17 protein-coding genes, 2 tRNA genes and 1 pseudogene are annotated in these 21,580 nt (G+C 51.0%); 14 read left to right on the forward strand and 6 right to left on the reverse strand.

The window, feature by feature from the left end:
• Positions 1-108 precede the first annotated feature (108 nt).
• Positions 109-1,572, forward strand: a complete 1,464-nt coding sequence (locus tag LVJ88_RS06375) for a S41 family peptidase (RefSeq protein WP_054599708.1) — start codon at positions 109-111, stop codon at positions 1,570-1,572.
• Positions 1,573-1,630: 58 nt separating this feature from the next.
• Here LVJ88_RS06375 and LVJ88_RS06380 read toward each other — a convergent pair.
• Positions 1,631-1,847, reverse strand: a pseudogene (locus tag LVJ88_RS06380) (lipoprotein signal peptidase).
• A gap of 147 nt (positions 1,848-1,994) precedes the next feature.
• On the opposite strand from LVJ88_RS06380, the gene LVJ88_RS06385 reads away from it, so the two are divergent.
• The 9 genes from LVJ88_RS06385 (at position 1,995) to LVJ88_RS06425 (ending at position 9,809) form a co-directional block, all read left to right on the forward strand.
• Positions 1,995-2,537 carry a DUF2062 domain-containing protein gene (locus LVJ88_RS06385; protein ID WP_143773671.1) on the forward strand — a complete coding sequence of 181 codons (543 nt, stop codon included), beginning with the start codon at positions 1,995-1,997 and terminating at the stop codon, positions 2,535-2,537.
• The gene (locus LVJ88_RS06390; RefSeq protein WP_233127599.1) at positions 2,527-3,123 is read left to right on the forward strand and encodes a type IV secretion protein Rhs; all 597 of its coding nucleotides are present in this window, start codon (positions 2,527-2,529) and stop codon (positions 3,121-3,123) included. Before LVJ88_RS06385 ends, LVJ88_RS06390 begins: the two co-directional genes overlap by 11 nt.
• Positions 3,124-3,232: 109 nt before the next feature.
• Positions 3,233-4,297, forward strand: a complete 1,065-nt coding sequence (gene corA, locus LVJ88_RS06395; RefSeq protein ID WP_085418576.1) for a magnesium/cobalt transporter CorA — start codon at positions 3,233-3,235, stop codon at positions 4,295-4,297.
• A 103-nt stretch (positions 4,298-4,400) separates the two neighbouring features.
• Positions 4,401-4,898 (forward strand): acyl-CoA thioesterase, encoded by a 498-nt coding sequence (locus LVJ88_RS06400; RefSeq protein WP_054599678.1) that lies wholly within the window; start codon positions 4,401-4,403, stop codon positions 4,896-4,898.
• Positions 4,899-4,991: 93 nt separating this feature from the next.
• Positions 4,992-5,783 (forward strand): polyamine aminopropyltransferase, encoded by a 792-nt coding sequence (locus LVJ88_RS06405; protein WP_085418575.1) that lies wholly within the window; start codon positions 4,992-4,994, stop codon positions 5,781-5,783.
• Positions 5,784-5,825: 42 nt separating this feature from the next.
• Positions 5,826-6,158: a (2Fe-2S) ferredoxin domain-containing protein gene (locus LVJ88_RS06410; RefSeq protein ID WP_054599676.1), complete on the forward strand. Its 333-nt coding sequence runs from the start codon at positions 5,826-5,828 to the stop codon at positions 6,156-6,158.
• 71 nt (positions 6,159-6,229) lie between these two features.
• Positions 6,230-6,874, forward strand: a complete 645-nt coding sequence (locus LVJ88_RS06415; protein WP_085418574.1) for an alpha/beta hydrolase — start codon at positions 6,230-6,232, stop codon at positions 6,872-6,874.
• A 712-nt stretch (positions 6,875-7,586) separates the two neighbouring features.
• Complete coding sequence (gene thiD, locus LVJ88_RS06420; RefSeq protein ID WP_085418573.1) at positions 7,587-8,408, forward strand: bifunctional hydroxymethylpyrimidine kinase/phosphomethylpyrimidine kinase; 822 nt, start codon at positions 7,587-7,589, stop codon at positions 8,406-8,408.
• Between the two features lie 201 nt (positions 8,409-8,609).
• Positions 8,610-9,809, forward strand: coding sequence for an amino acid aminotransferase (locus LVJ88_RS06425; RefSeq protein WP_085418572.1), 1,200 nt, complete (start codon positions 8,610-8,612; stop codon positions 9,807-9,809).
• A 429-nt stretch (positions 9,810-10,238) separates the two neighbouring features.
• Here the strand turns inward: LVJ88_RS06425 and LVJ88_RS06430 are convergent, their stop codons facing one another.
• The 4 genes from LVJ88_RS06430 to LVJ88_RS06445 all read right to left on the reverse strand — a co-directional run bounded on the left by LVJ88_RS06430 (position 10,239) and on the right by LVJ88_RS06445 (position 15,975).
• Positions 10,239-11,339 carry a PoNe immunity protein domain-containing protein gene (locus tag LVJ88_RS06430; RefSeq protein WP_085418571.1) on the reverse strand — a complete coding sequence of 367 codons (1,101 nt, stop codon included), beginning with the start codon at positions 11,337-11,339 and terminating at the stop codon, positions 10,239-10,241.
• A gap of 16 nt (positions 11,340-11,355) precedes the next feature.
• Positions 11,356-12,786, reverse strand: coding sequence for a hypothetical protein (locus LVJ88_RS06435; protein WP_085418570.1), 1,431 nt, complete (start codon positions 12,784-12,786; stop codon positions 11,356-11,358).
• 1 nt (position 12,787) lies between these two features.
• On the reverse strand, positions 12,788-15,397 hold the full coding sequence (locus LVJ88_RS06440) for a type VI secretion system Vgr family protein (RefSeq protein WP_085418569.1): 2,610 nt from the start codon (positions 15,395-15,397) through the stop codon (positions 12,788-12,790).
• 487 nt (positions 15,398-15,884) lie between these two features.
• A tRNA-Ser gene (locus LVJ88_RS06445) sits at positions 15,885-15,975 on the reverse strand.
• 282 nt (positions 15,976-16,257) lie between these two features.
• Here LVJ88_RS06445 and LVJ88_RS06450 point away from each other — a divergent pair.
• The 4 genes from LVJ88_RS06450 (at position 16,258) to panC (ending at position 19,967) form a co-directional block, all read left to right on the forward strand.
• Entirely contained in the window at positions 16,258-17,943 is a 1,686-nt protein-coding gene (locus LVJ88_RS06450; RefSeq protein ID WP_085418568.1) for a glutamine--tRNA ligase/YqeY domain fusion protein, read from the forward strand.
• 138 nt (positions 17,944-18,081) lie between these two features.
• Positions 18,082-18,157, forward strand: a tRNA-Thr gene (locus LVJ88_RS06455).
• A gap of 123 nt (positions 18,158-18,280) precedes the next feature.
• On the forward strand, positions 18,281-19,069 hold the full coding sequence (gene panB, locus LVJ88_RS06460; RefSeq protein ID WP_085356980.1) for a 3-methyl-2-oxobutanoate hydroxymethyltransferase: 789 nt from the start codon (positions 18,281-18,283) through the stop codon (positions 19,067-19,069).
• Between the two features lie 64 nt (positions 19,070-19,133).
• A complete protein-coding gene (panC, locus tag LVJ88_RS06465) occupies positions 19,134-19,967 on the forward strand; it encodes a pantoate--beta-alanine ligase (RefSeq protein WP_085418567.1) in 834 nt (277 codons plus the stop codon).
• Between the two features lie 227 nt (positions 19,968-20,194).
• Here the strand turns inward: panC and LVJ88_RS06470 are convergent, their stop codons facing one another.
• Positions 20,195-21,568, reverse strand: a complete 1,374-nt coding sequence (locus LVJ88_RS06470) for a sensor histidine kinase (RefSeq protein WP_085418566.1) — start codon at positions 21,566-21,568, stop codon at positions 20,195-20,197.
• Positions 21,569-21,580: the final 12 nt, after the last annotated feature.

Below are 21,580 nucleotides of genomic sequence, written 5' to 3' on the forward strand. Positions count from 1 at the left end.
TTACGCGGATAAGGTTGCCCGACGCCGATAAATCACATAAAGTTTCGCCATTATCCTAACAGGCCGTCTGAAAGCCTGATGCTTACAGAAGAAAGAGAAAGCAACAAGATGTCTAATTCCACTTTGAAAAAAGTCGCACTCTACACACTCGGCGCCCTCAGCGGCGTTGCCTTGAGCCTCAGCGTACAGAGTTACGCCGCGGGCGAAAAAAACAACGAAGCCCTACCCGTTCAATCCATCCGCACCATGGCGGAAGTTTACGGTCAAATCAAAGCCAATTATTACCAAAACAAATCAGACGAAGACCTCATCGAAGGTGCCATGAAAGGCATGGTAGCCGGTCTCGATCCCCATTCCGAATACATGACCAAAAAAGACTACGCCGACCTGAAAGAATCCACCAGCGGCGAATTCGGCGGTTTGGGTATGGAAGTCGGTGCCGAAGACGGTTTTGTGAAAGTCATTTCCCCGATTGAAGACACACCTGCCGAACGCGCGGGCGTGAAAAGCGGCGATTTCATCGTTAAAATCAACGGCGTATCCACCCGCGGCATGACGGTTAACGAGGCCGTGAAAAAAATGCGCGGCAAACCCGGAACCGACATTGTGTTAACCCTGTCGCGCAAAGATGCCGCCAAACCGATTACGGTTAAAATTACCCGCGCCATCATTAAAGTGAAGAGCGTGCGCCACCACCTGCTCGAACCCGGCTACGGCTACATCCGTATCAGCCAGTTCCAAGAGCGCACCGTGCCCGCACTCAACGAATCGGCACAAGCGTTGGTAAAACAGAACAAAGGCGCACTCAAAGGCTTGGTGCTCGACCTGCGCGACGACCCCGGCGGCCTGCTTAACGGAGCGGTGGGCGTATCTGCCGCATTCCTGCCTGCCGATTCCACCGTGGTCAGCACCAAAGGCCGCGACGGCAAAGGCGGCATGAGCTTGAGAGCCGTTCCCGAAGACTACATGCTCTCTTCCGGCAAAGACCCGCTTTCCGGCCTGCCTGCCGAGCTGAAAACCATCCCCGTAACCGTGTTGATCAACTCCGGCTCGGCTTCGGCTTCCGAAATTGTGGCCGGCGCGCTGCAAGACCACCGCCGCGCAGTGGTGGTGGGTACGCAAAGTTTCGGCAAAGGCTCGGTGCAATCGGTATTGCCGCTTTCCAACGGCAGCGCCATCAAGCTGACCACCTCTTTGTATTACACGCCCAAAGACCGCTCGATTCAGGCGCAAGGCATCGTGCCCGATGTGGAAGTGAAAGACAAAGACCGTTTATTTGAAAGCCGCGAAGCCGACCTGCTCGGCCATATCGGCAACCCGCTCGGCGGCGAAGAAGTGAACGGTAACGATTATGTGCCGTCTGAAAGCGCACGGGAAGCAACCGAAAGCAAAGGCAAAAAAGAAAAAGCGAAAGATGAAGACTTATCTTCGCGCCGCATTCCCAACCCCGCCAAAGACGATCAGTTGAGAAAAGCGCTGGAACTGGTGAAATCTCCCGACCAATGGCAGAAATCACTGGGCTTGGCGGCCAAAAAACCTGCGCCTAAAAAAGAAAACGGCGAAAGCAAATAAACCTTAAGCCACCCTCTCAGGCCGTCTGAATTTTCAGACGGCCTCAATATTGAACGCATCAGAAACGGCTACGCAAACCGAATCCATTGCAAACCTGAAATCGTGCTGGATAAAAAACAGGCTGAGACCTTTGCAAAACCCTCAGATATGGATGCAGTTCAAGGCGTGGCAGCACAACGAGTGGAGACATATCATATTAGATAGGCAAACGAGCGGGCAGCGCACAACGCAGAAATGCGCCGTAGATGGGGGTTTGCAAAGGCTTCAGGCTTCAAACCCGCTTAAAACGGGCATATACAGCCGATCAACTTAATTTTGCCGCACACATTTGCACACAACCTGCCTGCCGCACACTCTGGAAATATCCGCTTCCGCCTTCATTTAGATTTTATACTTTATTTATTTTCCGACCGTTTACCGATATGACCGAACCACGCCGCACATCCTATCGCCAGAAACTCCCCAAACGCGAACAGATTTTCGCATCGCGCTGGAGCAAGCCTTTCGCGCCGCTGTTCGACAAACCTTATTTCTGGACACTCAACCGCCGCCAAGCCGCCGTATCGGTGGCGGTGGGAATGTTTTGCGGTTTGATGCCCGGCCCCACACAGATGATGAGCGCGCTGATTGTGGCCTACTTTCTCCGCACCAATCTGCCGGTTGCCGTATTCTCTACTCTCTACACCAACCCGCTCACCTACATGCCGCTTTACTACACCGCCTATAAAATCGGCTCACTGATTTTAGGCACCAACGGCGGCGACCTGACGTTCCCCTCGTGGAACAGCGGCAACTTTTTTTCAGAAGCTGCCGCTTGGCTTGCCGGCGCGGGCAAACCGCTGTTGGTCGGAGTTCCCGTTTTAGGTGCGGTATTGGCGTTTGCCGGCTACTTCGCCGTATTGGGCATTTGGCGTTTACGCACCGCCAGACTTTGGCAGAAGCGCAAGGAAAGCCGTGAACAATAACCGCAAACGCCCGCTTACCCACGGGGAAATCGAAACCGCCCGCTTAGTGTTTTCAGACGGCATCGACTACTCCCGCGTTCACATTTCACGCGGTATTCCGCTTATGCCCGCACTTAAAGTTGCCATGGTGCCGAACGGCAACATCTATTTTCCGCCCGATGACTGCCCTTGCGACTTTACCGAATCGCCGGAACATTACCGGGTATGGCTGATTCACGAGTTAACCCATGTTTGGCAATACCAGCTGGGCTACCGCACATGGCTGGGCGGTATGTTGCTCTCGGCCAAAGGCGGCTACATCAACCGCAGCGCGTATGCCTATCCGCCGCCTGCCGAAGTGAAGGCATTTTCCGAGCTGAATATGGAACAGCAAGCCGATTTTGTTGCCCACTATTACGCTGCCCGCCACTTGAAATGGGCGGCCTACTTGCCTGACTTGCCCCATTATGAAAGGGTGTTGAAGCCCCTGCTCGAAAACCCGCACCGACGTTCATTGCTGCCTGCCTACGCCAATAAGCTGCCGTGGTTCGGCTTGGCAAAAGAACTTTCCACATCCATTGAAACCAAGTTTTCCAAACCGAAATAAGCTGTTGCAGCATTGAGTGGCAAATTAGGTATAAAATAAGCTCTTGAGCCAACCGCAGCGCCATGATTGCGCCAACGGCTTTAAGGCCGTCTGAAACGCTTTAACGACAATGAATCCGAACGAAACCGACACCCTTTCCGCCCACGCCGACCTTGCCGCACCGCGCAGCAGTATTTCCGGCGCACCGAAACATGCCCTGCATCAAACCGTTTATTCTGCCGACAGCTTTTTCCAACACGATTACCTGCCGCAAGAAGGCATACCCGCCCTACGCCGCGCCGAAGCACACGAAACCAACTGGCTGCATTTTGTGGGCATCAACGACGCCACACTGCTGAAAACCCTGCTCGCTCCCTACGGCATACACGATTTGGTGCTGGAAGATATTCTCAGCCGCCGCCAACGCCCGAAAATCGAAGACTACGGCCATTATGTGTTCATTGCCGGCCGCGTTTACCAATACACCTCCGGCAGGCTGCAATCCGATCAAGTGTATCTGATAGTGGGCGAGCAATTCGTGTTTACCTTCCAGCAGAAACCTTTGGGGCTGCTCAGCAGCATCCGCAGCAGGATGAACAACGCTCACGGCGACATCCGCAGCAAAAACGCCGCCTTTCTCGCCTACCGCATCATCGACCGCTTGATAGACGATTATTTCATCACACTCGACCAATACGACCGCCGCGTAGAAAGCATAGACAAAACCCTGTTCAGCGCAGACAGCGGCAGCAGCGACCTGCTCGGCCGCATCCACAAACTCAAACGCGACGCCACCCGTCTGCGCCGTACCCTGCAAGCCCTGCGCGACGTGCTCTACCGCCTCACCCACGGCGACTTTGCCATTTTCAAAGGCGAACCGGTGATCTATCTGCGCGATGTGTACGACCACACCATGCAGCTCACCGAATCGCTCGATGCTTCCCGCGACACCGTATCCAGCATGATGGACGTGCATTTATCGTTCCAATCCAACCGCCTCAACCAGCAAATGCGCATGCTTACCGTGATTACCATTCTGTTTATGCCGCTCACCGTCATTACCGGCATTTACGGCATGAATTTTGAAAACATGCCCGAATTGCGCTGGCATTACGGCTACTACATGGTGCTGGGGCTGATGGCCTGCGTGATCATCGGTCTGCTCGTTTTCTTCTCGCGCAAAAAATGGCTGTAAACCTTTTCAGACGGCCTCAAACCCGGCAGGCCGTCTGAAAACCGGCTTTAGCAGGCTTTGCTAAAACACCAATCTAAAAAACACATCAAAAGGACACCCAACCATGAGTTCAAACCACCCTGTAGAAATCCAACACGAACTGCAAATGTCGGTATTGATGATGCCCGACATGGCCAATTTCAGCGGCAACGTACACGGCGGCGACCTGCTCAAACTGCTCGACCAAGTTGCCTACGCCTGCGCCAGCCGTTACAGCGGCCACTACTGCGTAACCCTCTCCGTCGATAAAGTAACCTTTAAAGAACCCATTCATGTGGGCGAACTCGTTACCTTTTTCGCCAGCGTCAACCATGTCGGCCGCACATCGATGGAAGTCGGCATCCGCGTTGAGGCCCAAAACATCCGCGAACGCACCGTGCGCCACACCAACAGCTGCTTTTTCACCATGGTTGCCGTAGAAAACGGCCGCCCCGTTGCCGTGCCGCCGCTCGAATTGAAAACCGAAGAACAGCGCTGCCGCTTCGAAGCCGCCGAACAACGCAAACAGCTCCGCCTGCAAGCCGATAATGTCGTCGGTTGCGCCGCTGCCGAAAAAGGCTGAAGCAACCGCCCTTGAACGCACAGCCGTCTGAAAACCGTTCGGACGGCGGCAAACTGTATTAAAATAACGCACTTTCACACCCGATATTCCAACATGGCCAACCACCCCTACCGCCGCCTGCGCACTCAAAAAACCGAATTGCCCGAAGTGGGCATTTCCGAAACAGGCAACATCCGCTCGCTGCATCTGGGCAGCAGCACCGTACAAAGCTCCATGAATCTCGACCATCCGGCCGAACTGGTGCTTTCGTACAGCCGTGCCATGATGGGCTGGCTGCTGTTTACCGAACAGCCTCCCAAACACATTACCCAAATCGGCTTGGGCGGCGGCTCGTTTGCCCGTTGGATAGACGCCTATCTGCCCGAAACCCGCCAAACCGCCATCGACATCAACCCGCAGGTTATCAACATCGCCCGCAGCCTGTTTGAGCTGCCTTTTGAAGACGAACGGTTTGAAATCATTGAAGCCGACGGCGCCGAATACATCAAAACCCTGCGCGGCAGCACCGACGTGATTCTTACCGACGGTTTCGACGGCCACCAGATTATCGACGCCTTGGTAGAAGAACCTTTCTTCTGCGACTGCCGCCAAGCACTCTCGCCCAACGGCATTTTCGTTACCAACTGGTGGAGCGGCGACAGGCGTTACCAACGCTTTGTCGAACGCCTGCTCAACGTCTTTGAAGGGCGCGTTTTAGAACTGCCCGCCGAAAGCCACGGCAACGTTGCCGTAATGGCTTTTCAAAGCACGCCCAAAGAGCAGCGTCTCGACACCCTTAAAAAAAGAGCCGAAAAACTCAGCACGCAATACGGTCTCGATTTCAAACGCATGCTGTCCGATCTAAAGGCCTCCAACCACAACAACGGAAAACATTTTTACCTCTAACGCCCGGGCCGTCTGAACCACGCCCCGGCAGAAAGCAACATTATGACCTACTTCAACCGCCATCTATTCATCTGCACCAATGCCCGCCACGACACCTGCAAACAAAGCTGCAACGACAACGGCGAAGGCACCGCAGCCGTGGATTTTCTTAAAGGCAACGCCAAAAAAATGGGCTTGATCGGCCCCGGAAAATTACGCATCAGCAGCACAAGCTGCCTCGGCCGCTGCGAATCCGGCCCCGTAATGGTCATCTACCCCGAAGGCCGCTGGTACACTTATGTCGATGAAGAAGACTTAAAAGACATTCTCGAACAAGACCTTGCGGGTGGAGAAGCCGTCGAACGCCTGCTGGTTGACGAACCCGAATCCGAATAAACATTCCCGCCACAGGCCGTCTGAAACCTTTCAGACGGCCTCCCCGCAACCCTTTCCATCCCAATCCGATTATGCTGAAAATTGCCAACCAACACTTTATCGAAGGCCCTGCCGGCCGCTTGGAAACCATCTATCTGCCTCCGCAAGGCACGGAACGCGGCGTAGCCGTTATCAACCACCCCAACCCGCTGCAAGGCGGCACCAATACCAACAAAGTCATCCAAACCGCCGCCAAAGCCCTGAATAAATTAGGCTTCCACTGCTACCTGCCCAATCTGCGCGGCGTAGGCGGCAGCGACGGCGAACACGATTACGGCCGCGGCGAAACCGAAGACTGCATCGCCGTGATCGATTATGCCCGGGCACAACACCCCGGAGCAGCACAATTCGTACTCAGCGGCTTTTCTTTCGGGGGCTACGTTTCGCTGTTTGCCGCCCAACAACGCCAACCCGATCTACTGCTGCTGCTCGCCCCCGCCGTCAAACACTACAACCGCATGCCCGAGCCAAACGCTCCCGATATGGCCAAAACCCTATTGATACACGGCGAGCAAGACGAAGTCATCGAGCTAGACAAAGCCTTGCGCTGGGCAGCGCCGCAAGACCTGCCCGTGGTCGTGCTGCCCGAATCCTCGCACTTCTTCCACGGCAAACTGATTCCCCTGCGCGACACCATTTTGCGCTTCGCACCTTCCATACTCGACCGTGAAAACTAAAATTTTGCGTCGCCAGTCAGTTTGCGCAGCGGTGTTTTGAGAGAAAATTCACAAATGCAACAATCACAGCAAATATCCAATGGTTATTTGGCAGGTATTTGATTGTGGAGCTCACCCCGAATACCGCAACGCCGACTGACACCCCCAAAAACCGTTCACCGCGGTTCGCAGCCCATATCCGCCGCGCTCACAATAATTATCATCGCAGATAAAGTATCCAACGGAACCATCCTGCTAAAAATCTATCCATGCAGAAGCATGGCTGAAACTTTTGCACGGCAGCCCTTTCAGCCCTTACCCCACCCTGCCTAAAGCGCACAAAACAATATTTTCAACAAAATACATAAATAACAATCAAATATGCGTTTTTAGGCAAAAATACCGCCAAGCGGAATATACAGTCATCGTAAAAAAATACCAAACAGCATTTTTATATCCTGTATAACCGCCATACCTCTATAATTCAGCCCCGCTAAAAAAAGGGCAAACCGACACCTTTGCAAAACCCGCCCGATGTGGATGCTGTTTAAGGCGTAACAGCACAATTAAGTGCAGGCATATTAAACAAACATATCAAAATAGATATGCATACGGTTAGCCGCCAACACGGAAATGCGCCTCCGTAAAGTTTACACAGGTGTCTCAAGCTTTCATTCAATGCCCTACTGCGAAGCGCAGCCGCGCACATTATCGACAGAAATGAGGATATTTCATGGCCAGCAAACCCCTTGTCCGCGCATTAACCATCGCAGGATCAGATTCCGGCGGCGGTGCCGGCATTCAGGCTGATTTAAAAACATTCGGTGCGCTCGGCGCATACGGAGCCAGCATCGTTACCGCCGTAACCGCCCAAAATACCCGAGGCGTGCAGGCCGTTCACGTTATCCCGCCCGAAATCATCGCCGCACAATGCGAATCGGTTTTTTCCGATATCCGCATCGATGCCGTCAAAATCGGTATGCTGCCCGATGTAGAATCCATCAAAACCGTTGCCGCCGCCCTGCGAAAATACAGCGGCGGGTTTGTCGTGCTCGATCCCGTGTTGGTAGCCACATCGGGCGACCGGCTTTCCGTAGAAGATACCGTAGAAACACTTTGCAGCGAGCTTCTGCCGTTGGCCGACGTGATTACCCCCAATTTAGAAGAACTGGCCAAACTCACCGGCAACAGCCTCGCCAAAGACGAACAGGAAATGCTGGCGCAAGGCAAACAATTAATGGAAAAAGGCGCGGCTGCGGCCCTTTTAAAAGGCGGCCATTGGGAAAACAGCAAGGAAGCCCGCGATTGGCTGCTTACCGAAGATTACGACCCCCAATGCTTCCGCAACAGCCGCATCGATACACCCAATACCCACGGCACAGGCTGCACCCTAGCCGCCGCCATCGCCGCCCTCCGCCCGCAACGCTCTAATTTAGGCACTGCCGTTGCCGCCGCCAAAAATTATCTGCACGGAGCCATCGAAGCCGGCGCCGGTTGGCGCGTGGGCAAAGGCGCAGGCCCTCTAGCCCATTTTTGGCGTCAATACCGCGACTAATCAGCCCAAATGCACACAGGCCGTCTGAAAACATTATTTCAGACGGCCTGAAACCTTTGCCAATGCCAACCATCTCAATTGTAAACAATCGGGCTTTATGCCAAAATCTGCCCTACCTTTACACCCAAATTTGCATACCCGAAGCAAAATCATTTGCCTAATGCAAGTCTATCCGCTTCAAAATACAAAGGAAATCCAAACATGTTCCAGCACGTTGCATTTTATCCCGGCGATCCGATTCTCAGCTTGGTCGAAACCTACAATAACGACCCCCGCGCCCACAAAGTCAATCTCGGAATCGGCATTTACTTTGATGAAAACGGCAAACTGCCTGTATTGGATTCCGTGCGCACAGCCGAAGAAAAACGCGCAGCCACAGCCCTGCCGCGCCCTTATCTGCCGATGGAAGGCCTAGATACCTTCCGCCGCGCCGTACAAAACCTGCTTTTCGGCACAAACAACCCCGCTTTGCAGGAAAACCGTATCGCCACCATCCAAACACTTGGCGGTTCCGGTGCCTTGAAAGTGGGTGCGGACTTTTTACACCGCTGGTTTCCTAAAGCCAAAGCCTATGTGAGCGACCCGACTTGGGACAACCACAAAAGTATTTTTGAAGGCGCGGGCTTTGAAGTCGGCACCTACCCGTATTACGACCCGGCTACCGGCGGCGTAAAATTTGAAGAGATGCTGGCGTTTTTATTAGGCTTGCCCGAAAACAGCGTTTTGATTCTGCACCCCTGCTGCCACAACCCCACCGGCGTGGATTTGACCGCCGCACAATGGGATGCGGTGCTGGAAATCGTGCAAACCCGCAAGCTGATTCCGTTTATGGATATTGCTTACCAAGGCTTCGGCGATGATTTGGACAGCGATGCCTACGCCATCCGCAAAGCCGTGCAGATGGGCTTGCCGCTGTTTGTAAGCAATTCGTTCTCCAAAAATATGTCGCTCTACGGAGAACGTGTCGGCGGTTTGTCGGTGGTGTGCCCGAATGAAGAAGAAGCCGCGTTGGTGTTCGGCCAATTGAAATTCAACGTGCGCCGCATATACTCCAGCCCGCCCGCACACGGCGGCTGTGTGGCTGCCGATGTGATGAACACGCCGGAACTGTTTGCACAATGGCAAACCGAAGTATATGCCATGCGCGACCGCATCCGCACCATGCGCCAAAAACTGTACGATGTATTAACAAACAAAGTGCCGGGAAAAAACTTCGATTACTTCATCACCCAGCGCGGCATGTTCAGCTACACCGGTTTGACACCCGAACAGGTGCAGCGTTTACAAAATGAATTTGCCGTTTACCTCGTCGGCTCCGGCCGTATGTGCGTGGCCGGTCTGAACGAATCGAATATCGATTATGTAGCCGACGCTTTTGCCGAAGTGCTGAAATTGAGTTAATCAACACGTTTTTAATACCAAGCAGTAAGCCGTAGAGAATATAGGTAAAAAAACCGATTGTGTAAGCCGTTAAAGCGGCTTACACAATCGGTTTTTTTTAAACTGAACCCAAACGCCGCAGTAAAAGTTAATTGGATTGACTATACATCCCTTACAAATATACGCCCTGCCCGACCACACCCTATCGTCCATTTCGGCAAACACCCCCTACCGGAAGGCATCGTTTGGAGCAGTATCGCCTTACAAATCATGCCCCTGCCCACAATTGCCGACATACCCCAAGAGCAAAAATAATGCCCATCCATCAAATTCATGGACAGACATACAAAAAACGGAAAGTGTAAACAACGCTAGAATTTCCTACATCTCAGCCTTACAGTCAGGAAAAGCAATCAGTTCTTTGTTTTATCAATTAATTTTTCTCCATATCTAGTAATTGTTTTGTAACCGTTGCAACTCTTCTTCTTCAAACCGAACATTTCCTCCATCTTCCCGTTGCAACAACCGCCATACCGTATCTTCACGGTATAACGGTTCAGCATTTTCATCATATTGCGCGCTTACACGTCCGGCAGGCAAGCGCTCGCCTTGTTCTACCATGATTTCATGGCCGATAAAGTTATCTATTCCGTATTTCCCTGCAAACGGGGCGGTAGCCCCCTTCGGCAGTAGCAGAGGTAAACGGTTATCCCGTTCTTCGCCTTGTTTGATTCTGCGTTGCTCTCTGGCCCAATCGACCATATCTTTGGGATAGTAGAGATATTGGCGCAATTCGGTATCGTCGATGTCTTTCAGATAAGCCACCGCAGCGGATTCAAAGCTCCAGTAACCGTAATAGCCACCATACTCGGGATCTTGGTCAAGATGTCGGTCTATTATACCGTTGCCGATTTTGCGGTTGCCTTCATACCAGCCTGCAAGGTAGGAATTAAGATGTTTAAGCGTTTCTTCTTTGCTTTCGGTCATGATTGCCTGCAACAATGGTTTGCGGAAATTGAAGCCACCTTTGGGAAACTTCTGTTTGGGATCGAATTCCGTGGGAATCTGCATGTTAAGCAAAGCATCAAATGCTACATCTCGAAAACCATCCAGTTCATAACATCGTTTAACAATTGCCAGCCAGTCGGTGCGGTCGAATAGGATGCACAATCCGATAGCATTGGGCAGGTTTTCGCTCAAATCCATACCCCCGCCCCAAACAGACATTGTCCATCCTTCTTCAATCAGTTCAGGATCGTCTATGGGGTACTTGGCATCGATTTTCAAACACAGATTGCTGTATTCAATGGCCTGCTCGAAACGTTGATAGACTGCTTCGATGGGATGTCCTGCGGTGTATTCAATCATCGCAACTAGGTAGATTTCCGCAGGTAATGCATCAGGTGAATCAAGTGGATCTTCATTCTCCGTTTCATTTATCCATTTGTTCATCAACCATAGATTGTCTGAATATAACTTTTTAAAAAATACTTCTTCAAATAGGCCTTGTCTATCTTTGTTGTGATTATATTCAATTTCATTATTATGCATTTCTTTTCCTTTATATTTATTTAGTTTTGCCTTTGGCCTTATGCCGTCTTTCCTCTGCCTCTGCATTATTCCTAGCGGTACGTATTAGGGCATTGATTTCACGTTCATTACTGATATGTTTGGTCGGCTGATGGCTTCGATGTTTACTTTCAACATACCCGTTTAATAGTGCTTCGGCATGTTTCCAGCCGTCAGTTTCGGGGATTTGCAAAGCAGTAAAGATAATATGTCTACGGTATAGAGTTTTCCAGTTTTTTCTTTTTTTTCCCAAATCTGCCTGTACCGAAATAGGTAATAAACCTGCCTTAAGCAAATCACTTACTCTTTTCTGAATCCAGACATGATCCATCTGCACTACATGTTTTCCGTTCTCTTTAGCTGCCAACACCCCCATCATCTTCGCCAAATTCGACTGTTGTCCCATATGCGACATCGAAGCCTTTGCTTCCACTACTGCATACGGTTTTCCGCCGTTAGTTGCAGGATTAGCCTTCCAAAAACCGTCTATACCTATATCGTTACCTATCGGCTGCAACTTCTTCAATTTGCCTCTGTCATTCAATTTTCTTGCATCGGCACCTGCTTTCCATTTGCCGTTAGTGTATTCATCATGGCGTATCCAGTTGCCTTTACCCCAACCCAAAGTTTCAAGACAGTAGTAGTCGGCGATATGTTCACCGACACCACCACCAAAAGAATTGGCGAGTTTGGGATAAGCTGTTTGAATCCGCTCTTTCATTTTTCCCGCGCTGACCGTTTTAGTCGGTCGATCCTGACCACTTTTCTCTTGGGCTTTCGGTGTATTTTGTTGAGCTTTAGGCGTGTTTTTATCAGGAATCCGGTGCATGGCTGAATTATTGACCCGAGCCTTACTTTTCGTAATAGCACCTAAAACATGCGGTCGCAATAGTTGGATACAGCTAATTAGATTGCTCTCTAAAAAATCAAAGCAAGTATTGATTGTACCCGACACGTCAAACCATCTGCCGAACACACTGTCTTTAGCCGATTTCAAGGCAGCTTGCCTGCCTTGTTCGAGATAGCTTTTCAGACGGCCTGTATCAACCATTTGGTTCAATAGTGCTTCAGGGTTGAATGCAATAGGTTGTATTCCGTTTTTTTTGAGTTGTACATTCGCTTTTTCAATAATCAACGTGATGATTTCAAACATCAACGGTGCATAAACATCGGGATTGCGTATCAGTTGCTTAAACGTTGTTCGAACAGGGGCACCGGCACCCGGTATCAGGCAAATAGTACCTAATATCAATTCGACTTTAAGCGCGTTTTCCTCTTCTTTGTTCTTATAGTTTTTACGGTATAAATCCCATCCTACCGAAGTAATGTCTTTTATACCCATAGCGATATTTAAGGGTGGAACAACGGCAACCATATCCACCAACAACGATTGAATAGCTTTCTGTTCTTTTTCTGTCAAAGCCATCATATTACTCCGTGTAATCCAAATCCGTATCCAAAAAAGCTGAAAGTATTGCATCCAAATCCGAGCCGGATATATCCGCATCCATTTCAGCCAATTGTTGTCTGACAGCCTCTTCGGAATAGTCCAGTCCGGCATCTATCTCAGGCAGCTTTACTTCATCTTCCGAATAGCCAAAATACACTTCTGCTTCGCTTGCGTTGATATTTTTTAAAACTGCCTTGCCATCTTTATCCAGTTTTCCGCTATATTCCTGTCCGTTTGCCAATACAACCCTGTATGGCGCATTGCCTATCGGCATGAGGTTTGCATCATGGTAAAACAGCTCAAAATCATTTTTGTGCATGGAAAATTTAGCCATATCCATCGTCCATGAACTCGGCCCCATCACCTGAAACCCCGCACACTTCACCCACACCATCTTCGGGCAGCCCAGTTCGATGTTTCCGTCTTTTATCTTGATATAACCGCCGCCGCTGGTCAGCAGGATTTCGTCTTTGGTTGCCACAGTAACTTTGCCGGCACTACTGGTGATGGTGGCATCTTTGAGCGCATTGATCTGCATCTCGTCGTTCTGTGCCTGAATCTCCACTTTGCCCTGATTGGCCTGTAACTTCGCGCCGCTGCTTTGGGCAAACAGGTTGACGCTTCCGACTGCATGGGCGGTAAAGTTGCGGCCGGTGCTGATGTCGGTGTCGCCGCCACTGATGTGGTGGATGTGTTGGCCGGCGGTGTGCAGCTGGCTTTGCGGGGTGGCGCTGGCGATGCCGTCGGGGGCGGATTGGATGATGCCGGCGCGTTGCAGTTGTTTGAGACTGTCTTTCAGACGGCCTGCCTGTTCTTCGGCTTCGGTCGCTTCGTTTTGGGCGGTTTGCGCGGCTTTGTTAAGACTTTTGGCTAGGGAGATTGCTTGTTCGATTTGGGCGATGGCGGCATCCATATCCAATACCTGTCCCGCCGCCTGATTTTGAGCGTCAGTACTGATGAACAAACCTTTGCCTGCCCTAACTGCACCCCAGCTGTCGGTACGCAGCTCGAAGCCTTCGCCGTTGTCGCCGCGTTTTTGGCGTTGGCTGTCGACGATATGGCCGAGGTTGAGTTGGGTTTTGCCGTATTCGGTCGCCAGTTTGATGTGTTCCTGCCCCTGTTTGTCTTCCATCCGCAGTTTGTTGTTGGCCCAGGTACGGATGACGTTGCGGGTGTTCCAATCGGCAGGTACGTGGTCGGGGTGGGAGCTGTCGTGCATCACACCCGAGATATACGGCCTATCGGGATTGCCCTGTACGAACGACAGCATCACTTCGGTGCCTTCGTGCAGCGGGAAGTGCTGGCCGTAGTCGGGGCCGGCATAGGGTTTGGCCAGTCGGATGGGGCGGCTTTCCCCGCCCGGACTCCATTCGTCGAGGTCGAACGGCAGTTTGACGCGGTAACGGCCCATATTGTCGATATAGGCGTAGGTGTAGTTGCCGGGGCTGGTAACCCGTGCGGGTAGGCTGCCCTGGATCGTGGGTAACGGGGTGATGCGTTCGGGGCGGAAGATGCTGTCGGCGGGAATGGTGGTGAAAGTATGGCTGTAGGCATTATCGCGGCTGCCGCTGTGGGTGAGCGATACTACCAACCAGCCGTTGGGCGCTTCGCTGAAGCTCGGGGCCGTCTGAAACACTTGGCCGGGGCTGAGGGCGGTAATGTTGCCGCTGCCGGAGGCAACAATACGGCGGCTGTGGTTCAATTGTTGCAGTAAGGCCGTCTGAAGTTGGGCTTCTGCGGGTGTCTTGTGATGCAAACCCCAATGGCTGTCGCTGCCGAGTAAGACGCTGCTATCGCTTTCCTTATCCTTCGCCGTTACTTCGGACGACAAATCGGTATCGGCATCGCGGTAGTTGTAGTCGCCGACGCGGATGGATTCGAGAATCGGGTTGTGCTTCACTTGTAAAGCAAATACTGCTTCTTCACCGACGCTCTCCAACCCACCATGGTGGCGGTAGGGATACGGATGACGGTTGTCGCGAAAATAATGGGCGGCATCGTCACCGAATACCGCCACATCGCCATATTGGGCGTTCTGCTCGAAGGCGTACCAAATGCCTTCTTCTTCGCACAGCCGGTTGATAAAGGCAAAGTCGGATTCCTGATACTGGGTCACATACTCGCGCACACCGTATTCGCGTGAAGTGTTGAAACGGAAATCGACGCCGGCAAAACCGTGGTGTTTCAGCAGCGATGAAATAATGTCGGGGATGTTTTGGTTTTGAAACAGACGCGAAGTGCGGTGGTGCTTCAATGCGGCGATGCGCGGTTCCAATACCATGCGGTAACGGGTCTCGTCCGCCGATACCGACAGCTTCTCACAGGAAGTGATGATGCCGCTCCATTCCTTCAACGCTTGGGGCGCGATCATTCCCTCGATTAATCCCAACGCATCAGAGCTTACCGGCGTTACCGTAAACTTGGCCGCTTGGTTGATATATGACGACAGCGGTAGGTCGGCATCAGTGGAAGTGAGTTCGATGTCGAGACGGTAGGCTGTGTTGAGTGCTTCGGTGGCGGTGAAGGAGACGACTGAGAGGGAGGGAGTGAAGCGGGAGAGGGTGAGACGGTAGGATTGGGTTTGGGTCATCGCGGGCGTTCCAAAACTGTATTCAAAGTATCAGGATTGAAGAAGTATGTTTTGGAAATATATCAGAATGAATATTTTTGCCCAATATGGGTATGACAAAAGGCCGTCTGAAATTTCAGACGGCCTATGCTTATGCAATAGTTTTCTCACTTGGCTACGGCCACTCCCAAAACTAGCAAACGAAATTAGCGACTATGATGATATTATTCTTTCATAATATTAACAAAGAAATGCAACCTCCTCTTCCGGCAAAATTTTGGATAACAAGAATGACCGAAGGAAAGATAGCGTTTCATTTACCAAGATGATTGTACCGAAGTGATTAACGTATCTAGTGGGTAAATAATTAAATTATAAGATAAATGACTACACATGAGAAAAGCCGGTAATGTTGACCGGCTTTTTATTTTATTGGGTATACAATATGGTACATAAAATAAATATAACCTAAAATTATCTATTTCAATCATCAGGTTATAGTAAAATATGGCAGAGAGGAAGGGATTCGAACCCTCGATACGCTATTCACGTATACACGCTTTCCAGGCGTGCGACTTCAACCACTCATCCACCTCTCTGTGGAAATGCGAATTATAAGTGCTTTAAAGCATGGTGGCAAGTAAGATTCTTCAGAATATTTTAGCTGTTGTCATCCGCAAACATGCTTTTCTGCCCTGCTTCTCTTACTAGTGAAAATAGAATATCACGCCGATTTATTTGTATGGCCACACTTCAAACGCAGGCAGCAATTTAATGTACAATACATCCCATCTTCCTTATTTTTTCAGACGGCCTGGATATTGAGGCCGTCTGAAAACTATTTATACAACAAATCAAATTTAGAAAATGAATCTATCCCCATGATGAATAAAGAACAATTTGCCGATAACCATTTTATCCGCACCATTATTGAAGACGACCTCAAAAGCGGCAAACACACTGCCATCCAAACCCGTTTCCCGCCCGAACCAAACGGCTACCTGCACATCGGCCACGCCAAATCCATCTGCCTGAACTTCGGTTTGGCTTATGTTTACGACGGCCTGTGTAACCTGCGCTTTGACGACACCAACCCCGAAAAAGAAAATCAGGAATACGTTGATTCGATTAAAGAAGACGTAGAATGGTTGGGCTTTAAATGGGCTGGCGAGCCCCGTTATGCTTCCGACTATTTCGACCAGCTGTTTGATTACGCCGTCGGCCTGATTAAAGACGGCAAAGCCTATGTGGACGATTTAACTGCCGAAGAAATGCGCGAATACCGCGGCACGCTTACCGAGCCGGGCAAAAACAGCCCTTATCGAGACCGCAGCATCGAAGAAAACCTCGATTTGTTCATGCGCATGAAAAACGGCGAATTCCCCGACGGCAGCAAAACCCTGCGCCTGAAAATCGACATGGCCGCGGGCAACGTAAACCTGCGTGATCCGGTAATTTACCGCATCCGCCGCGTGCATCACCACAATACCGGAGACAAGTGGTGCATTTACCCCATGTATGACTACACCCACGCCATTTCCGATGCCATCGAAAACATCACCCATTCGCTGTGTACACTCGAATTTGAAGCCCACCGCCCGCTGTATGACTGGGTGCTCGACAATATCCCGATCGACAGCCACCCGCGCCAATACGAGTTTTCCCGTTTGGAATTGCTGTATTCCATCACATCCAAACGTAAACTGAACCAGCTGGTTTCAGACGGCCACGTTACAGGCTGGAACGATCCGCGTATGCCCACCATCTCCGGCATGCGCCGCCGCGGTTACACGCCTGAAGGCTTGCGCCTGTTTGCCAAGCGCGTCGGCATTTCCAAGTCTGAAAACGTGGTCGACATAAGCGTGCTCGAAGGTGCGGTTCGCGAAGAGCTGGAAAATTCCGCACCGCGTTTGATGGCTGTGTTAAACCCGATTAAGGTAACGCTCACCAATTTTGAAGCCGGCAAAACCCAAAGCCGCAGCGCACCTTACCATCCGCACCACGAAGAAATGGGCGAGCGCGAAGTGCCCATCAGCCAAACCCTGTATATCGAAGCCGACGATTTCAGCGAAAATCCGCCTAAAGGCTGGCAGCGTTTGACTTTAGGCGGCGAAGTGCGCCTGCGTTACAGCTATGTGATTAAGTGCGACGAAGTGGTAAAAGACGAAAACGGTAATGTGATCGAACTCAAATGCAGCATTGACCACGACACACTGGGTAAAAAGCCCGAAGGCCGCAAAGTAAAAGGCGTGATCCACTGGCTTTCCGCCGAACACGCCGTGCCGGTGCAAGTTCGCCTGTACGACCGCCTGTTTGCCGAACCGCGCCCCGATGCCGTTCGCGGCGAAGACGGCGAATACCTGCCGTTTACTGATTTCCTGAACCCCGAATCCATGAAAGAAATCACCGCTTACGCCGAGCCGGTGGTCAACACGCTGGAGCCGGAAAGCCGCTGGCAGTTTGAGCGTTTGGGTTATTTCGTGACCGACCGCTACGACCACAGCAAAGAAAAGCCGGTATTCAACCGCACGGTTACTTTGAAAGATACTTGGCAAGCGAAGGAATGAAGCGTTATTTTTCACTGCAAGCTTAAGCCGCCTGAAAAATAATTTACCTAGAAAACAATACCTTCAAAAATTTTTTAAATTTTCTGCGTAAACCGCTTGCCAAACATCATCAAAATAGGCATAATGCGCACTTCTTCAGCCGGTATAGCTCAGTTGGTAGAGCAGCTGACTTGTAATCAGAAGGTCCCGAGTTCGACTCTTGGTGCCGGCACCATAAAACAAAAACAGCCTGATCCCAGCGGTCAGGCTGTTTTGCTTTGGTTGAAATTTCAGCCTGAGCCTCCATTATTAACCGCGTTTAAACTTAAGGCCGTCTGAAAAGAATCGGAATATTGTGATGATCACAGTCAACACTCTGCAAAAAATGAAAGCAGAAGGCGAAAAAATCGCCATGCTCACCGCCTACGAAGCCAGCTTTGCCGCCTTGATGGACAATGCCGGCGTGGATGTTCTGCTGGTAGGTGATTCACTCGGCATGACCGTACAGGGGCAAGCCTCCACCCTGCCCGTTTCGCTGCGCGATATGTGCTACCACACTGCAGCCGTCGCCCGCGGCACCCAAAACGCCATGATCGTGAGCGACCTGCCCTTCGGCGCATACCAGCAAAGCAAAGAGCAGGCGTTTGCCGCCGCTGCCGAACTGATGGCCGCCGGCGCACACATGGTCAAGCTGGAAGGCGGCGTATGGATGGCGGAAACCACCGAATTCCTGCAACTGCGCGGCATTCCCGTTTGCGCCCATATCGGCCTCACGCCGCAATCGGTGCACGCTTTCGGCGGCTATAAAGTGCAAGGCAAAGGCGACAAAGCGCAAGCGTTGCTGAACGATGCCAAAGCGCACGACGAAGCCGGTGCCGCCATCATCTTGATGGAATGCGTGCCCGCCGCCCTCGGCAAACAAGTTACCGAAACCGTGAGCAGCCCCACCATCGGCATCGGCGCGGGTGTGGATTGCGACGGGCAAGTATTGGTGATGCACGACATGCTCGGCGTATTCCCCGGCAAAACCGCCAAATTCGTCAAAAACTTTATGGAAGGCCAAACCAGCATACAGGCTGCCGTAGCCGCTTATGTTGCCGCAGTCAAAAACAAAACCTTCCCTGCCGCCGAACATACTTTTTCATAATGTGAACAGGCCGTCTGAAACATGTTTTCAGACGGCCTCCTTTGGTTAAAGGACAAACCTTTCCATGCAAATCATCCATACCATCAAAGAATTACGCGAATGGCGCAAAACCGCAGGCCGTGTGGCATTTGTGCCGACCATGGGCAACCTGCATGAGGGCCATCTGGCTTTGGTGCGCGAAGCCCGTAAGCGCGCCGATCATGTCGTGGTCAGCATCTTCGTCAACCGCCTGCAATTCGGCCAAGGCGAAGACTTCGACAAATATCCGCGCACTTTACAGCAAGATGCCGACAAACTGTCTGCCGAAGGCGTGAGCGTGGTTTTTGCTCCCGATGAAAAAGAACTGTATCCGAACGTGGAACAACGCTACAACGTCGAGCCGCCTCATCTGCAAAACGAATTATGCGGCAAATTCCGCCCTGGCCATTTCCGCGGCGTAGCTACCGTGGTGAGCAAGCTTTTCAATATCGTCGAACCCGATACGGCCTGTTTCGGCAAAAAAGATTACCAGCAGCTTGCCATCATCAAAGGGCTGGTAGAAGACTTGAACATCAACGTGGAAATCGTGCCCGTCGATACCGGCCGCGCTTCAGACGGCCTCGCCCTCTCCAGCCGCAACCAATATTTAAGCGGGCAAGAACGCGCCGAAGCCCCTCGGCTTTACCGCGAATTGAACATTATCGCCGACGCACTCCGTGAAGGGAATTTAGCTTATGCCGAATTGGAACAAGCTGCCGTAGAGCAGCTTAGCGAATCAGGATGGTCGGTTGATTATGTAGAAATACGCCGTGCCGACAACCTGAACATAGCCCACGCAGGCGATAAAAACCTAGTGGTTTTAGCAGCGGCAAGGCTGGGCACTACACGCCTGATTGATAATATTGAAGTATCGTTATAATCAATCAACACATTTTTAATACAAGACAATACAAGCACGCTTCTGCAGCTTACACAATCGTTCTCTTTGAACTAAGGCGCAGTAACGCCGTGGTAAAAATTGAATTGATTACTATATAAAGCCCCTGTTTCAACAATCAGAGCAAGTTAAGGTATAAAGCGAGCTGTTTGTTACGATACCTACCTGTAAAAAAAACGGAGCATTTAATGCTCCGTTTTTTACAGCCTTTACTTTTGCTTCGGCAATATAAAACGCATTTTCAATCCGTTGGGCTTGATATTTTCAGCAATAATTTTACCGTTGTGCTGATTCACAATATGCTTGGCGATGGCCAAACCCAAACCCGTTCCCGGCTTGCTGGCGCTACTGTCTGCCCGGTAAAAAGCCGTGAAAATATGCGGCAACTGCATTTCATCGACACCCGGGCCGTTGTCGATAATATCAACCAGCCAGTTTTTTGCATCCTGACACAGCCGAACCTTGATTTCGCTGCCTTCCGGGCTGTATGCCATTGCATTGCGGATCACATTGTCGAAAGCACGATAAAGGAAACCTTCGTTACCCATAATGGCAGCGTTATCGGGAACTTTTTCTACTTCCAACAACACTGTTTGCCGGTTTTGTTGAGCAACGGCCTGGCTATCCTCCACCAGCTGCTGAAAGAACGGCAGTAAAGGCAGGTTATCTTTTTCCAAAGGCATGTTGGATGTTTCCAAGCGCGACAAGGTCAACAATTCGCCCACCAGCGTATCCATTCGCGTCAGCTCACCTTCGAGACGTTTGATGTATTGTTCCTGCTTTTGGGGCTGAGACTGAATCAAACCGACAATTGCCTGCATCCGTGCCAACGGCGAACGCATTTCATGCGAAACGTGGTGAAGCAGATGACGCTCTTTTGCAACCAACTGCTCCAATTGAACGGCCATTTTGTCGAACAGAACCGCCAGCTGTGAAAGTTCGTCGTCACGATCGTCCATTTGCTGGGAAATACGGGTATCCAAATCGCCGGATGCCAAACGGTTCATGCCGAACCCGAGAATGCGGATGGGCTTGGTAATGTTGTTGGTCAGAATATAGGCCAGCAACAATCCAACCAAGATGATAAAAGACAGAATGATAAATTCGTGCCAAATCGGGGCGAGCTGCAAGCCGGGAATGAACAACGGGCTGGGAAGACGCTGTATCTGCTGGTTATCCCAATTGCGGATAAAAAAGAGATATTCTTCACCCCAGCGGTCATATTCTATGCTGGCCAGATCCGAATCGGGGTTGGCAACGGCAAACTTACGCGCGTTGACAATCATGTTTTTATCGACTTGCCGGTTCAGAATATCCTGTTCGTTGCCGCCGGTAATCACCAAAACATTATGTGCAACCGGATTGTTTTTCCATTCGCTTAAAATTTCATTTGCACCCTGCTCGCCTCTCACTCTGAAGGCAGAAATAATGCTGCTCATCAAAGTGGTTTCAATGGTTCTTTGCTGGTGGAACTGGTTTTCGGCAATGGTATTCTGCACAAGCCAAAAAGAAAAACTCGCCACGAAAATTGCGCAGATGATGACTGCGCAAAATGTGGCGAATATGCGTTGAAACAGTTTCATTTAGCTGTTTTA

It is taken from the genome of Neisseria dumasiana, assembly GCF_022870885.1.
GTDB classification, from domain to species: Bacteria; Pseudomonadota; Gammaproteobacteria; order Burkholderiales; family Neisseriaceae; genus Neisseria; species Neisseria dumasiana.